The organism is Kitasatospora sp. NPDC114501, assembly GCF_055633695.1.
In genome coordinates this window covers 367,184-380,903 of record NZ_JBVKDS010000003.1, presented here as the reverse complement: position 1 = coordinate 380,903, position 13,720 = coordinate 367,184, and the positions used below count along the sequence as shown (strand labels likewise).

14 protein-coding genes are annotated in these 13,720 nt (G+C 74.4%); 5 read left to right on the top strand and 9 right to left on the bottom strand.

The features are described 5' to 3' along the window. Positions 1–65 precede the first annotated feature (65 nt). The gene (locus tag ACZ7RU_RS08210; RefSeq protein WP_470340055.1) at positions 66–620 is read left to right on the top strand and encodes a SigE family RNA polymerase sigma factor; all 555 of its coding nucleotides are present in this window, start codon (positions 66–68) and stop codon (positions 618–620) included. A gap of 73 nt (positions 621–693) precedes the next feature. Further along, complete coding sequence (locus ACZ7RU_RS08205) at positions 694–1,647, top strand: hypothetical protein (RefSeq protein WP_470340054.1); 954 nt, start codon at positions 694–696, stop codon at positions 1,645–1,647. A gap of 7 nt (positions 1,648–1,654) precedes the next feature. Here ACZ7RU_RS08205 and ACZ7RU_RS08200 read toward each other — a convergent pair whose 3' ends face one another. The 8 genes from ACZ7RU_RS08200 to ACZ7RU_RS08165 form a co-directional block, all read right to left on the bottom strand. Further along, positions 1,655–2,446, bottom strand: coding sequence for a type III pantothenate kinase (locus ACZ7RU_RS08200; RefSeq protein ID WP_470340053.1), 792 nt, complete (start codon positions 2,444–2,446; stop codon positions 1,655–1,657). Positions 2,447–2,493: 47 nt separating this feature from the next. After that, entirely contained in the window at positions 2,494–3,462 is a 969-nt protein-coding gene (gene nadC / locus ACZ7RU_RS08195) for a carboxylating nicotinate-nucleotide diphosphorylase (RefSeq protein WP_470340052.1), read from the bottom strand. Between the two features lie 4 nt (positions 3,463–3,466). Beyond that, positions 3,467–5,137, bottom strand: coding sequence for an L-aspartate oxidase (locus ACZ7RU_RS08190; RefSeq protein ID WP_470340051.1), 1,671 nt, complete (start codon positions 5,135–5,137; stop codon positions 3,467–3,469). 15 nt (positions 5,138–5,152) lie between these two features. Then, a complete protein-coding gene (gene panD / locus ACZ7RU_RS08185; RefSeq protein WP_359910502.1) occupies positions 5,153–5,602 on the bottom strand; it encodes an aspartate 1-decarboxylase in 450 nt (149 codons plus the stop codon). Between the two features lie 104 nt (positions 5,603–5,706). After that, positions 5,707–6,612 (bottom strand): pantoate--beta-alanine ligase, encoded by a 906-nt coding sequence (gene panC, locus ACZ7RU_RS08180; protein ID WP_470340050.1) that lies wholly within the window; start codon positions 6,610–6,612, stop codon positions 5,707–5,709. Then, complete coding sequence (locus tag ACZ7RU_RS08175; protein ID WP_470340049.1) at positions 6,612–7,613, bottom strand: Rossmann-like and DUF2520 domain-containing protein; 1,002 nt, start codon at positions 7,611–7,613, stop codon at positions 6,612–6,614. Before ACZ7RU_RS08175 ends, panC begins: the two co-directional genes overlap by 1 nt. 103 nt (positions 7,614–7,716) lie before the next feature. Continuing rightward, entirely contained in the window at positions 7,717–8,406 is a 690-nt protein-coding gene (locus ACZ7RU_RS08170) for a response regulator (RefSeq protein WP_470340048.1), read from the bottom strand. Positions 8,407–8,444: 38 nt separating this feature from the next. Continuing rightward, positions 8,445–9,677 (bottom strand): sensor histidine kinase, encoded by a 1,233-nt coding sequence (locus ACZ7RU_RS08165; RefSeq protein ID WP_470340047.1) that lies wholly within the window; start codon positions 9,675–9,677, stop codon positions 8,445–8,447. A gap of 129 nt (positions 9,678–9,806) precedes the next feature. On the opposite strand from ACZ7RU_RS08165, the gene ACZ7RU_RS08160 reads away from it, so the two are divergent. Next, the gene (locus ACZ7RU_RS08160; RefSeq protein ID WP_470340046.1) at positions 9,807–10,823 is read left to right on the top strand and encodes an SAM-dependent methyltransferase; all 1,017 of its coding nucleotides are present in this window, start codon (positions 9,807–9,809) and stop codon (positions 10,821–10,823) included. After that, positions 10,820–11,989 carry an NADH-quinone oxidoreductase subunit D gene (locus ACZ7RU_RS08155; protein ID WP_470340045.1) on the top strand — a complete coding sequence of 390 codons (1,170 nt, stop codon included), beginning with the start codon at positions 10,820–10,822 and terminating at the stop codon, positions 11,987–11,989. Before ACZ7RU_RS08160 ends, ACZ7RU_RS08155 begins: the two co-directional genes overlap by 4 nt. Before the next feature lie 18 nt (positions 11,990–12,007). Here ACZ7RU_RS08155 and ACZ7RU_RS08150 read toward each other — a convergent pair whose 3' ends face one another. Continuing rightward, positions 12,008–12,904: a DUF3109 family protein gene (locus ACZ7RU_RS08150; RefSeq protein WP_470340227.1), complete on the bottom strand. Its 897-nt coding sequence runs from the start codon at positions 12,902–12,904 to the stop codon at positions 12,008–12,010. Between the two features lie 308 nt (positions 12,905–13,212). Between ACZ7RU_RS08150 and ACZ7RU_RS08145 the strand changes: the two genes are divergently transcribed. Then, on the top strand, positions 13,213–13,710 hold the full coding sequence (locus ACZ7RU_RS08145; protein WP_470340044.1) for a hypothetical protein: 498 nt from the start codon (positions 13,213–13,215) through the stop codon (positions 13,708–13,710). The last annotated feature ends 10 nt before the right edge of the window (positions 13,711–13,720 follow it).

Genomic DNA, 13,720 nt, shown 5'->3' with positions numbered 1-13,720 from the left:
ACGCCGCCCGGGGTGCACCTGGTCATCCAGGTGTCAGGGAAGAGCGAGCGAGGGGGCCGGGCAGGATGCAACCGGACGGTCAGGGGAAGGCGGCCCGGGGCGGGCGGCGGGACGAGGACTTCCAGGCCTTCGCGGCCGCCCGGGCCAGACCGCTCTACCGGTCGGCCTGCCTGCTCACCGGCGGGGACACCCACCTCGCCGAGGACCTGGTGCAGGAGGCGCTCGGGCGGATCTACGCCCAGTGGCACCGCACCGCCTGGTTCGGGGCCAAGCGGCGGATCGACAACCCGGCCGGGTACGCCCACACCGTGCTGGTGCGGGCCTTCCTCTCGCACCGCGGCCGCCGCTCCAGCGGCGAGCGGCCGGTCGACGCGGTGCCGGACGGCGCGGCCCCGCAGGGCGACCCGGAGCTGCGGCTGGCCCTGGTGGACGCGCTCGGCCGGCTCGCGCCGCGCGACCGGGCGGTGCTGGTGCTGCGCTACTGGGAGGACCGCAGCGTCGACGAGACCGCCGCGATCCTGCAGAGCACCCCGGGCGCCGTCCGGACCCAGTCCTTCCGCGCGCTCGGCCGGATCCGCACGGTGCTCGGCGGCAGCCTCGACGAGCTGGCCGGACGCTGAGCCGGCCGTCACGCGCTCGGCGACGTCACCGCATTGGTCACGTCAACTCACTTGGTAGAAAGGTTGGTTCAGCATGTCCGCAGAGCACGACGGGCCCGACGAGCGGTTCGAGCAGGCCTTCACCGAGGCCATCGGCCGGGCCGGCGGCGCCTACGAGGCCGACGCCACCCGGCTGGTCGACACCGGCTGGGCGTACGGCCGCCGGCTGCGCCGCAGGCGGCGGTTCGGCACCGCGGCGGGCGCCGCCGCACTGGCCCTGATCGGGGTGGGCGGGGCCGCGCTCGGCGGCCTGCTGCCCGGGCAGGGCCCGGCGGTGGTCGGCGCGGCCTCCGGCGGGGCCTCGACCGCGTCCGCGGCCCCGGTCACCGGGCCGGAGTTCCAGCAGATGCTCACCGAACTCCTTCCGCAGGGGTCGGTGACGGTGGGCGAGGCCAGGGGCACCGAGAGCGACATCCCGCAGCTGCGGTTGGTCCTGGACGACGGCCGGGGCGCGGCGCAGTACCTGTTCTGGATCATGCGTCACTCGGGTGGCAACGACATGGGCTGCCCGGCCGCGCCGGCGGGCGGCGATTCCTGCGCCGAGTCCGACCTCCCGGACGGCTCCCACCTGCGCCTCTACCAGGCCGCCACCCGGAGCGGCGAACCGGCCGGCTCGAAGACCTGGTCCGCCGTGCTGTCCGGGAACGGCTACCGGCTGATGCTCCAGGAGTGGAACCGCGAGCCGCTGGAGAACGGCTCGCCGATCACCCGCACCGACCCGCCGCTGACCACGGACCAGCTCGCCGCCGTGGTGAAGGACCCGCGCTGGAAGAAGGTCATGGCGGCCATTCCGGACCCGATGGCGGGGAAGCCGGCCCCGGCCCCGCAGCCGGGATCGACCGGGCGCACCGTCCCGCCGCCGGTGCCGTCCGGTCCGGTGACCCTTCCGCCGTCCCCGGCGGCGGGCTGGACCCCCGGGCCGGGCGTCCGGCTGTCGCCGCCGTCCGGCCCGGCCACCCCGCCGGGCGCTCCGGCGCCCGGCGACTGAGCGCCGCTCAGGGGGTCGTGGGGCGGTTGCGCTCGAACACCAGGCGCAGGCCGATCAGGGTCAGCCAGGGCTCGTGCACGTCGATGGTGGTGGCCTCGCCGAGGACGAGGGTGGCGAGGCCGCCGGTGGCGATCACCTGGACGTCGTCCGGGTCCTTGGCGAGCTCCCGGGCCATCCGCTCGACCAGGCCGTCGACCTGGCCGGCGAAGCCGTAGAGGATGCCGGACTGCATCCCCTCGACGGTGTTCTTGCCGATCACGTTGCGCGGGCGGGCCAGCTCGATCTTGCGCAGCTGGGCGCCGCGGACGCCGAGCGCCTCGACCGAGATCTCGATGCCCGGCGCGATCGCGCCGCCGACGTAGTCGCCGCGCGCGTTGACCGCGTCGAAGGTGGTCGCGGTGCCGAAGTCGACCACGATGCACGGGCCGCCGTACAGGTGGTTGGCGGCCAGCGCGTTGACGATCCGGTCCGCGCCGACCTCCTTGGGGTTGTCCATCAGGACGTGCACCCCGGTCTTCACGCCGGGCTCCACGATCACCGCGGGGACGTCGCCGTAGTAGCGGCGGGTCACCTCGCGGAGCTCGTGGAGCACGGCGGGGACGGACGAGCAGATCGCCAGGCCCTCCACTGCGGCCTCCTTGACCGCGGTGTGGTTGCCCATCAACCCTTGCAGCAGCACCGCCAGTTCATCGGCCGTGCGGCGCGGGTCGGTGGAGATCCGCCAGTGTTCCACCACGTCCTCGCCGTCGAACAGGCCGAGCGTGGTCTGGGTGTTGCCGACGTCGATGGTGAGGAGCACGGGGACGCTTTCTGCGAGTCGGGACAGGTCTGTTCTCGACCTGACGGTCAGGCGCGCAGGTCCAGGCCGATGTCCAGGATCGGCGAGGAGTGGGTGAGCGCGCCCACGGCCAGGTAGTCGACACCAGTCTGGGCGACCTCGCGCGCGCCGGCCAGGGTCAGTCCGCCGGAGGCCTCCAGCTTCGCCCGGCCGGCCACCAGCGAGACGGCCTCCTTCAGCTGGCCGACGGTGAAGTTGTCCAGCAGGATCAGGTCCGCCCCGGCCACCAGCACCGGCGGGATCTGCTCCAGGGTGTCCACCTCGACCTCGACCGGCAGCTCCGGGTACGCGGCCCGGACGGCCCGGAAGGCCTCGGCCACGCCGCCGGCCGCGACCACGTGGTTGTCCTTCACCAGCGCGGCGTCCGAGAGCGCCATCCGGTGGTTGGCGCCGCCGCCGCAGCGCACCGCGAACTTCTCCAGCGCGCGCAGGCCCGGGGTGGTCTTGCGGGTGTCCCGGACGACCGCGCCGGTGCCCTCCAGGGCGTCCGCCCAGGCACGGGTCGCGGTGGCGATGCCGGACAGGTGGCAGAGCAGGTTGAGCGCGCTGCGCTCGGCGGTCAGCAGGTCGCGGGTGCGGGAGCGGACCGAGAGCAGCACCTGGCCGGCCTCCACCCGGTCGCCGTCCTCGACGTGCCGCTCGACCTCGAACTCCTCCTCGCAGACCAGCGAGACGACGGCCTCGGCGACCCGCAGGCCGGCCACCACGCCGGCCTGGCGGGCGGTGAAGTCGGCGGTCGCGACGGCCTCGGCGGGCACGGTCGCCACCGAGGTGACGTCCTCGCCGCCGGCCAGGTCCTCGGCCAGCGCCAGGGTGGCGATGTCCTCGACCTCGACCGGGTCCAGCCCGGACCGCTCCAGCAGCTCGGCCAGCTGCGGGTCCAGGCCGGTCTCGTAGCCCTCGCCGTCCCCGCAGGCGCAGCCGTCGCCGCAGCCGCCCTGGTCGGCCAGGGGGAGTTCCTCGTGGGAGTGGGTCATGGTTCTACTGCTCCTCAGGGGTGCTGACCGGGCCGCCGGTGGCGGCGAGGGTGGTGATCAGGTGGCGCCGCCAGTGGGCGTCGTCGCGCTCGGGGAAGTCCTCGCGCCAGTGGCAGCCGCGGGTCTCCTCGCGCTGCGCGGCGGCCGCGACCAGGGCGGTGGCGACCAGCAGGAGGTTGGCGGCCTCCCAGGTCTCCACCCGGGGGTCGGCCGGCTTCTCCTCGGCCACGTGCGCGTACGCCTGCTCGGCGACCAGGCCGAGCCCGGCCGCGGTGCCGGCCATCGAGGCGGCCGAGCGCAGCACGCCGGCGCCGCGCGACATCAGCCGCTGGATCTCGGCGCGCGCCTCGGAGGCCGGCAGCGGGACGGGGTGCGCGGCCCGGGCGGCGTCGACGTCCACGGTGCGCTCGGGCAGTTCGCCGGCCAGGTGCCGCCCGGCCAGGTCGGCGGCGATCCGCTCGGCGAAGACCAGGCCCTCCAACAGGGAGTTGGAGGCCAGCCGGTTGGCGCCGTGCACGCCGGTGCAGGCGACCTCGCCGCAGGCGTACAGGCCGGGGACGCTGGTACGGCCGTGGGGGTCGGTGCGCACGCCGCCGGAGGCGTAGTGCGCGGCCGGGGCGACCGGGATCGGCTCGGTGACCGGGTCGATGCCGTGCGCGCGGCAGGAGGCCAGGATGGTCGGGAAGCGGTGCGCCCACATCTCGGCGCCGAAGTGCCGCCCGTCCAGGTACATGTGCTCGGCGCCCTGCTCCAGCATGCGCCGGGTGATCGCCTTGGCGACGATGTCGCGCGGGGCCAGCTCGGCCAGCTCGTGCTGCCCGACCATGAACCGGACGCCGTCCGCGTCCACCAGGTGGGCGCCCTCGCCGCGCACGGCCTCGGAGACCAGCGGCAGCTGGCCCTCGGCCTCCGGGCCGAGCCAGAGCACGGTCGGGTGGAACTGGACGAACTCCAGGTCGGTCACCTCGGCGCCGGCCCGCAGCGCGAGCGCCACGCCGTCGCCGGTGGATACCGCCGGGTTGGTGGTGGCCGAGAAGACCTGGCCCATGCCGCCGGTGGCGAGCACCACCGCGCGGGCCCGGACGGCGCCGACGCCGTCGCGCTGGCCCTCGCCCATCACGTGCAGGGTGAGACCGGCCGCGTGGCCCTCGGCGTCGGTCAGCAGGTCGAGGACCAGCGCGTGCTCGATCAGCTCGATCTCGGGGTCGTGGCGGACGGCGGCGACCAGGGCGCGGGATATCTCGGCGCCGGTGGCGTCCCCGCCGGCGTGCACGATCCGGTTGCGGTGGTGGCCGCCCTCGCGGGTCAGCAGGATCTCGCCGTCCGAGCCGCGGTCGAAGGCGGCGCCGGTGGCGATCAGCCGGCGGACGGCGCCCGGGCCCTCGGTGACCAGGGTGCGCACGGCCTCCTCGTCACAGAGCCCGGCGCCGGCCACCAGGGTGTCCTCCAGGTGCTGGTCGGGGGTGTCCCCCTCGCCCAGGGCGGCCGCGACGCCGCCCTGGGCCCAGCGGGTGGAGCCGTCGTCCAGCATCGCCTTGGTGACCACCATGGCCCGCAGGCCGGCCTTGCGGACGTTGAGCGCGACGGTGAGGCCGGCCACCCCGGAGCCGACCACGACCACGTCGGTGGTCGCGGTCCAGCCGGGGGCCGGGGCGGTGAGGCGGTGCGTGGACATGGGTCAGTGGCTCCTTCAGCGCGAGGCGGCGTCGGCCGCGCCGTTGCCGCCACCGTACGCCGCGTCCCCGCGCAGCAGTCCGGTGCCCTCCTGGGCCTCCGCCGGGTCCCCGCCCAGGCCGGTGATCCGGTTGCGCTCGTCCACGAAGACGACCTTCGGCTCGTAGCCCTTGGCCTCGGCCGTGTCCATCTGCCCGTAGGCGATGAGGATGACCAGGTCGCCGGGGTGGACCAGGCGGGCCGCGGCGCCGTTGATGCCGATCACGCCGGAGCCGCGCGGGCCGGCGATGGTGTAGGTCTCCAGCCGGGCGCCGTTGTTGATGTCGACGATGTGGACCAGCTCGCCGGGGAGCAGGTCGGCGGCGTCGAGCAGGTCCTCGTCCACCGTGACGGATCCCACGTAGTGCAGGTCGGCCTGGGTCACGGTGGCCCGGTGGATCTTGGACTTGAGCATGGTGCGGAGCATTGCGGGTCACGCCTCCTGTGAGTGCATGCCGGAAGGGGGGTCCTGCTGTCCGTCGGTACTACCGGACGATCTACCGAACGGTTCCGTCCTCGACGGTCTTCCGCCTAGCGGCAGATGAGGTGGACGTTGTCGATCAGGCGGGTCTCGCCCACCGTCGCGGCGACGGCCAGGACCGCCTCGCCCTGGAAGTCGTCCGCCGCCTCCGAGAAGTCGTGCGGGTCGATCAGGGCGAGGTAGTCCAGGGTGACGCCCTCGGCGCCGTCCAGGACCGCCGAGGCGGCCTCGTGGACGGCCTTCGGGCCCTGCGCGGCGGCGTCCCGGCCGGCGAACAGGGCCTTGGACAGGACGAGCGCTCGGGCGCGCTCCTCCGCCGAGAGGTAGCGGTTGCGCGAGGACAGCGCCAGGCCGTCCTCCTCGCGGACGGTCGGCACGCCGACGATCTCGACGTCGAAGTCCAGGTCGGCGACCATCCGCCGGATGACCGCCAGCTGCTGGGCGTCCTTCTCGCCGAAGAAGGCGAAGTCCGGGTCGGTGATGTGCAGCAGCTTGGCGACCACGGTCAGCACGCCGTCGAAGTGGCCGGGGCGGGTGGCGCCCTCGAAGCGCTCGCCCATCGGGCCGGCCACCATGCGCACCTGCGGCTCGCCGTTCGGGTAGACCTCGTCGACGGACGGCGCGAAGACCACGTCGGCGCCGTTCTCCTCGGCCAGCCGCACGTCGTCTTCGAGGGTGCGCGGGTAGCGCTCCAGGTCCTCGGTCGGGCCGAACTGGAGCGGGTTGACGAAGACCGTCACCGCGACCCGGCCCTCCTGGCCGACCTGCTTGCGGGCGGCCCGGATCAGCGCGGCGTGGCCCTCGTGCAGCGCGCCCATGGTCATCACGACGGCGTTGTCCACCGGCCGCTCGTCCGGCCAGAACGCGGCCTCGAAGTCGTCCACGGTGCGGGTGACGACGGCCCGGTGGACCTTCGGCGCCCGCTGGGCCTTGTTCGGCTGCTTGCCGCGTGCCATCAGTGCTTCTCCTCGTTCAGTACGTCCAGCAGCGCCGCCGCCGACGTTTCGTCGATCGCTCCGTTGGCGAGCGCCCGCTGCGCGGTGGCGCGGGCCATCGCCCGGTACGCCGCCGGGATGTCCGGGGACACCGTACTGAGCTGCGCCAGGTGGCGCCGCACGGTGCCCGCGTCGCCCCGGGCGACCGGGCCGGTGAGGGCCGCGTCGCCGGAGCGCAGGCTGTTGTCCAGCGCGGCGCCCAGCAGCGGGCCGAGCATCCGGCCGGGCTCGGCGACGCCGGCCGTGCGCAGCAGGTCCATCGCCTGCGCGACCAGGGTGACCAGGTGGTTCGCGCCGTGCGCGAGGGCGGTGTGGTAGAGCGGGCGGACCTCCTCGGGCACCCACTCGGGCTCGCCGCCCATCTCCACCACCAGCGCCTCGGCGACCGGGCGCAGCTCCTCGGGGGCGGTCACGCCGAACGGGCAGCCGGCCAGCCGGTCCAGGTCCACCGAGGTGCCGGTGAAGGTCATCGCCGGGTGCAGGGCCAGCGGCAGCGCCCCGGCCCGGGTGGCGGGCTCCAGGACGGCGACGCCGTGCGCGCCGGAGGTGTGCACCACCAGCTGGCCGGGGCGGACCGAGCCGGTGGCGGCCAGTCCGGCCACAAGGTCGGCCAGCGCGTCGTCCGGGACGGTCAGCAGGACCAGGTCGGCGGCGGCCAGCACCTGCGGCGGGGTGACGATCCGCACGCCCGGCAGCAGCGCCTCGGCGCGGCGGCGGGAGGTGGCGGACACCCCGGAGGCGGCGACCACGGTGTGCCCGGCGAGCTGGAGCGCGGCGCCCAGAGCGGGGCCGACCCGGCCGGTGCCGACCACGCCGACGGCGAGCCGGGCCGGACGGTTGCCCGGGTCGCCGGGATCGCCGAACGTGTGATCGCCGAAAGTCCGGTCGCCGGAAGCCTGGCCGCCGAGACCGTCGGCGAGCGGGGCGAACTCGCCGAAGTCGGCGAAGTCGGACGGATTCACGTCCACCCTTGTCCTGCCTTGTCCTGAATGACCGTTCCAGTCCGCTCGACGGGTACCGGACGTACCGCCCCAGTCTACGGGGGAGTCCGAACACCGAAGCGGATCAGTCGGTGGCCCCGGCCCGGATCAGCCCGGCCTCGTACGCCAGCACCACGGCCTGGACCCGGTCGCGCAGGCCCAGCTTGGCCAGGATCCGGCCGACGTGGGTCTTCACGGTGGCCTCGGAGAGCACCAGCCGGGCCGCGATCTCACCGTTCGACAGCCCCTGGGCGACCAGCAGGAACACCTCCCGCTCGCGCTCGGTCAGCGGGCCGAGGGCGTCCGAGCCGGGCGCGCTCTGCGGGGTGGGCAGCACCTCGGCGAAGCGGTCGATCATCCGGCGGGTGGTGGTCGGGGCGACCACCGCGTCCCCGCCGTGCACCGCGCGGATCGCGGCCACCAGCTCGGTCGGCGGGACGTCCTTGAGCAGGAAGCCGCTGGCGCCGGCCTTGAGCGCGGCGAAGGCGTACTCGTCCAGGTCGAAGGTGGTGAGGATGAGCACGTGCGGGGCGTTCGGCAGCGGGCTGCCGTCCTCGGCCAGGCAGATCCGGCGGGTCGCCTGCACGCCGTCCATCCGCGGCATCCGGACGTCCATGAGGATCACGTCCACCTCGGTGTGCCGCAGCAGTTCCAGGGCCTGCGCGCCGTCGCCCGCCTCGGCGGCGATCTCGATGTCGCCCTGTGACTGGAGGATCATCCGGAAGCCGGTGCGCAGCAGTTCCTGGTCGTCGACGAGCATCACGCGGATGGTCAAGGTGGGACTCCTTGGAGGGGGGTGGACGGCGGACGGGGCTAGTGGGCCGCCTTGAGCGGCAGGACGGCGCGGATCCGGAAGCCGCCGCCGGGGCGGGGACCCACGTCGAGGCTGCCGCTGACCATGCCGACGCGCTCGCGCATGCCGATCAGGCCGTGGCCGAGGCCGTCCGTGCCGCCGGCGGCCAGCTGCTCGGCGGTGCTGCCGCGCCCGTCGTCCTCCACCAGGACGGCCAGTTCGCGCTCGCCGAAGTCGACCGCGACCCGGGCGTGCACGTCGGGGCCGCCGTGCTTGCGGACGTTGGTGAGCGCCTCCTGGACGATCCGGTAGACGGTCAGCTCGACGCCGCGCGGCAGCTCGCGCGGGTGCCCGGAGGTGGCGTAGTCCACGTCGAGCCCGGCCGTGCGGACCTGCTCCAGCAGCTCCGGCAGCTCCTCGACGCCCGGCTGCGGCACGTACTCCTCGGCGGTGGTGTCGGAGGTGCGCAGCACGCCCAGCAGGCGGCGCATCTCGACCAGTGCCTGGCGGCCGGTGGAGGCGATCGTGCTCAGCGCCTCCTTCGCCTGTTGCGGGGAGTTGTCCAGGACGTACGCGGCGCCGTCGGCCTGGACGATCATCACCGAGACGTTGTGCGCGACCACGTCGTGCAGCTCGCGGGCGATCCGGGCCCGCTCGGCGGCGACCGCCACCTTGGACTGGGCGTCCCGCTCGCGTTCCAGCCGGGCGGCGCGGTCCTCCAGCTCGGTGAGGTAGGCGCGGCGCACCCTGGTCAGCCGGCCCCAGGCCCAGCAGAGGATGAACGGCGTGCTCATCAGCAGCGTGATCAGCGCCGCCTCGCCGAAGGTGTACGGGCGGCTGTGCGCGTCGCCGGCCCGGTCGAAGACCGTCTTCACCGGCTTCATCTGCCAGAACACCAGCGGCCCGGCGGACAGGCCGGCCGCCAGGGCCAGCCGGGAGGTCCACTTCTGGCCGAAGGCGGCGCCGGTGTAGGCGAAGACCAGGTAGGCGATCGAGGAGCCGCCCGGCGGCACGTTCGCGACCACCTGGCCGACGCCGATGCCGGTCGCGGCGGCCACCGTGAGGTCGGGGTGGCGCCGCCGGAAGACCATCAGCAGCGGCAGCAGCACCGCGACCAGGATCGAGGCGTCGAAGCGCCAGCCCTCGTCGGCGTAGCCGTCGTTCGGCAGCAGGCCGAAGAACAGCACGATCGACGCCCAGGCGGCGTCGACCACCATGGGGTGACGGCGGAGCCAGGCGTTGAGTCGATGCACGTGTCCAGCGTAGGCAGTCGCTTCGCGTGCCCAGGTCCGCCGGTAGGGCGATCCGTCCTACTCCGTAGGTCGGAGAAGCACCTGATCCGGTTGGGTGGGGTCCGCGGGCGCCGGGTAGCGTCCCGCCCCATGACTTGGATGCGGTGGGCGCCCGCCACGGAACAGGCCCTGTACGACCCCGAGCGGGGGTTCTACCGCAGGCCGGAGGGCCCCGCCGGGCACTTCCGCACCTCCGTGCACGCCTCGCCGAGGTTCGCCCGTGCGGTGGCGCGGCTGCTGCTGGAGGTTGACGCGGCCCTCGGCCGTCCGGAGGAGCTGGCCCTGGTCGACGTGGGGGCCGGACGGGGTGAACTGCTCACCGGGATCCTGGCCGAGCTGCCCGCGGAGGTGCTGGCACGGCTGCGGCCGTACGGGGTGGAGATCGCCGAGCGGCCGCCCGGCCTGCCGTCCACAGCCCTGTGGACGGACGAGCCGCCGCGCGGCGTCACCGGGCTGCTGTTCGCCAACGAGTGGCTGGACAACGTGCCGCTGGACGCCGGTGAGCTGGACGGTGACGGGGTGCTGCGCTACCTCGAGGTGGACACCACGACCGGTGAGCAGCGCCTCGGCGGGCCGGTGTCGGCGGCCGACGCGGCCTGGGCCGAGCGCTGGTGGCCGGTCGTGGAGCCCGGCGAGGTGGTGGAGTTCGGCGGCCCCCGGGACGCCGCCTGGGCGCGGGCCGTGGCCGGGCTGGAGCGCGGCCTGGCCGTCGCCGTCGACTACGGGCACACGGCGGACCGGCGGCCGCCCTTCGGCACCCGCGCCGGCTTCCGGGACGGCCGGGAGGTCGCCCCGGTGCCGGACGGCTCCTGCGACGTCACCGCGCACGTCGCGCTGGACTCGGTCGCCGTGCCCGGTCTCCACAGCCTGTGGACAACGCAGCGGGAGGCGCTGCGGGCGCTCGGCGTGAGCGGCGCGCGCCCGGCGCTCGCGCTGGCGTCCAGCGACCCGGCCGGCTACCTGCGGGCGCTGAGCGGGGCGGGGGAGGGGGCCGACCTGACCGACCCCGGCGGGCTGGGCGGGTTCGGGTGGCTGGTGCAGGCCGTCCGGATGCCGGTACCGAGGAGTCTGGCGGACCTGCCGGGATGGCAGACTCTGACCTCATGAGGGAGACCACGGTCGGCATCGGGGCGGGCGCCGAGAACTTCACGGGCACGGCGGGCACCACCGACATGGTGCTCAACATCGGCCCGCAGCACCCGGCCACGCACGGCGTGCTGCGGCTGCGCATGCTGCTCGACGGCGAGCGCATCGTGAGCGCCGAGCCGGTGATCGGCTACATGCACCGGGGCGCCGAGAAGCTGTTCGAGGCCCGTGACTACCGGCAGATCATCATGCTGGCCAATCGGCACGACTGGCTCTCCGCCTTCTCCAACGAACTCGGCGTCGTCATGGGCGTCGAGCGGATGCTCGGCATGGAGGTCCCGGAGCGGGCGGTGTGGGTCCGCACCCTGCTCGCCGAGCTCAACCGGGTGCTCAACCACCTGATGTTCCTCGGCTCGTACCCGCTGGAACTCGGCGGGATCACCCCGGTCTTCCACGCCTTCAACAGCCGCGAGGACCTCCAGCACGTGCTGGAGGAGGCCTCCGGCGGCCGGATGCACTACATGTTCAACCGGGTCGGCGGCCTCAAGGAGGACCTGCCGGCCGGCTGGCTCGGCCGGGTCCGCACCGCCGTCGCCACCGTGCGCTCGCAGCTGCCCGTCTTCGAGGACCTCGTCCTCGGCAACGAGATCTTCCGCGCCCGCACCGCCGGCGTCGGCGTCCTCACCCGGGCGCAGGCCGAGGCGTACGGCGTCAGCGGCCCGATCGCCCGGGCCAGCGGCCTCGACCTCGACCTGCGCCGCGACGAGCCGTACCTGGCGTACGGCTCCGAGGAACTGCGGCAGGTGCTCACCGTGGTCACCCGTGAGGAGGGCGACTGCCTGGCCCGCTTCGAGTGCCTGCTGGAGCAGACCCTCAACTCGCTGGACCTCGCCGACGCCTGCCTCGACAAGCTCGCCACCCTGCCGCCCGGACCGGTCAACCAGCGGCTGCCCAAGGTGCTCAAGGCGCCCGAGGGCAGCACCTACGCGTGGACCGAGAACCCGCTCGGGATCAACGGCTACTACCTGGTCTCGCGCGGCGACAAGACGCCGTGGCGGCTCAAGCTGCGCTCGGCGTCCTTCAACAACATCCAGGCGCTGACCGAGCTGCTGCCGGGGACGCTGGTCGCGGACATGGTGGCGATCCTGGGGTCGATGTTCTTCGTGGTCGGCGACATCGACAAGTAGGACCGCCGGGCGGGGCGGTCAGTCCTTCTTGGGCTTGATCTTGCTCTGCTTGGGGGACTTGGGCTCTTCGGCCTGCCCGGCCTGCCCGGCCTGCTTGGCCCGCTTGGGCGGCTTGACCGGGTCGGCCGGGTGCGGGGCCACCTTGCGGTCGCCCTTGGTGGCGATCCGCTCCTCGCACAGCCGGGCCAGTACCTCGTACGCCTTGCGGCCCATCAGCTCGGTGAGTTCGGGGCGGTAGCTGACGTACACCGGCTCCGCGCCCTGGTGGGCCGCCGGGGCGCCGGTGCACCACCAGTGCAGGTCGTGGCCGCCGGGGCCCCAGCCGCGCCGGTCGTACTCGCCGATCGAGACCTGGAGGTAGCGGGTGTCGTCGGGGCGGTCGATCCAGTCGTAGGTGCGGCGGACCGGCAGCTGCCAGCAGACGTCCGGCTTGGTCTCCAGCGGCTCGCGGCCCTCCTTGAGCGCGAGCGCGTGCAGGGCGCAGCCGGCACCGCCCGCGAAGTCCGGGCTGTTCACGAAGATGCAGGCGCCGTTGACCCGGCGGGTCTGGCGGTCGCCGTCCTCGTCCAGCATGGTGATGCCGCCGTCGGCGACGATCCGGCCCTTGGCGTCGGTGCCCTCGGCGAAGTTCTCCCACAGCTCGGGGGTCAGCCGGGCCGCGTGCGAGCGGACGCGCTTCTCGTCGTCCTCGTCCGAGTAGTGGGCGCCCAGCGTGCAGCAGCCGTCCGACTCGCCGCGGCCCTCGCGGATGCCGTGGCAGCCCTGGCCGAAGACGCAGGACCAGCGGGAGGTCAGCCAGGTGAGGTCGCAGCGGAAGACCTGCTCCTCGTCGGCGGGGTCGGCGAACTCGACCCAGGCGCGGGGGAAGTCGAGCGGGACCTCGTCGCGCGGGATCTCGCGGCGCAGGGTCGGCATCGCGAGGTCGACGGGGGCGGAGGAGGCCTTGGGCTTCGCCTTGGCCTTCTTCTCGGACGGTTCTGCTGGGGACGTTTCTGCTGGTGCCACCCGGCAAGGGTAGAGCTTTCGGGGGCGGAAGCGACGTGGCGGGACCGGCGGTCGCGGCCCGTGGCGGCGGGGGTGCCCGGAGTGAAGGCGGGGTGAAGAGGTCCGCCGGGCCCTGCGGGCGGTCCCGGCCGCGTGCCTAGGATGGCGGCCGGCCCGCTACGGGCCCGCTCTGGGCCCGTTCCGGGCCCGCTGGAGCTCCGCTACGGGGAGGTACGGGGATGGCAGGCGGCAGCACCGGGGCGTCCGGCCGGGCGGGCGGGGAGTTCGTCCTCAAGCCGTGGGAACTGCACGGCGAGGGGCGGGAGTTCGAGAAGCTCGGCGGCGAGCTGACGAAGGCCGTCGCCGCCCTGGAACAGGGCCTCGCGGCGCTCGGCGCCCCCTGGGGGACGGACCAGCCGGGCAGCGGCTTCGCCGCCGTGTACGGGCAGGCGCGCGGTGAACTCGTCGGCGGGCTACGGGGGTTGGCCGGGCGGGTGGCCGGGGTCGGCGCCGGGCTGCACACGATGGCGGCGCGGACGGCGGACGCGGACAGCTCGGCGGCGAGCGGGTTCGGGGCGACGGCGGTGCCGGGGGCGGCGGCCGGGGTTCCGGGGACGTCCGGGGCGACCGTTCCCGGGGCGCCGGGCGGCTCGCCGGTGACGTCCGCGGTGTACTCGACGGTGCCGGGGGCAACCTCGGGGGCGGCTCCCGCCGTCCCCAAGGACACGTCGGTCTGACAGGCCCGGC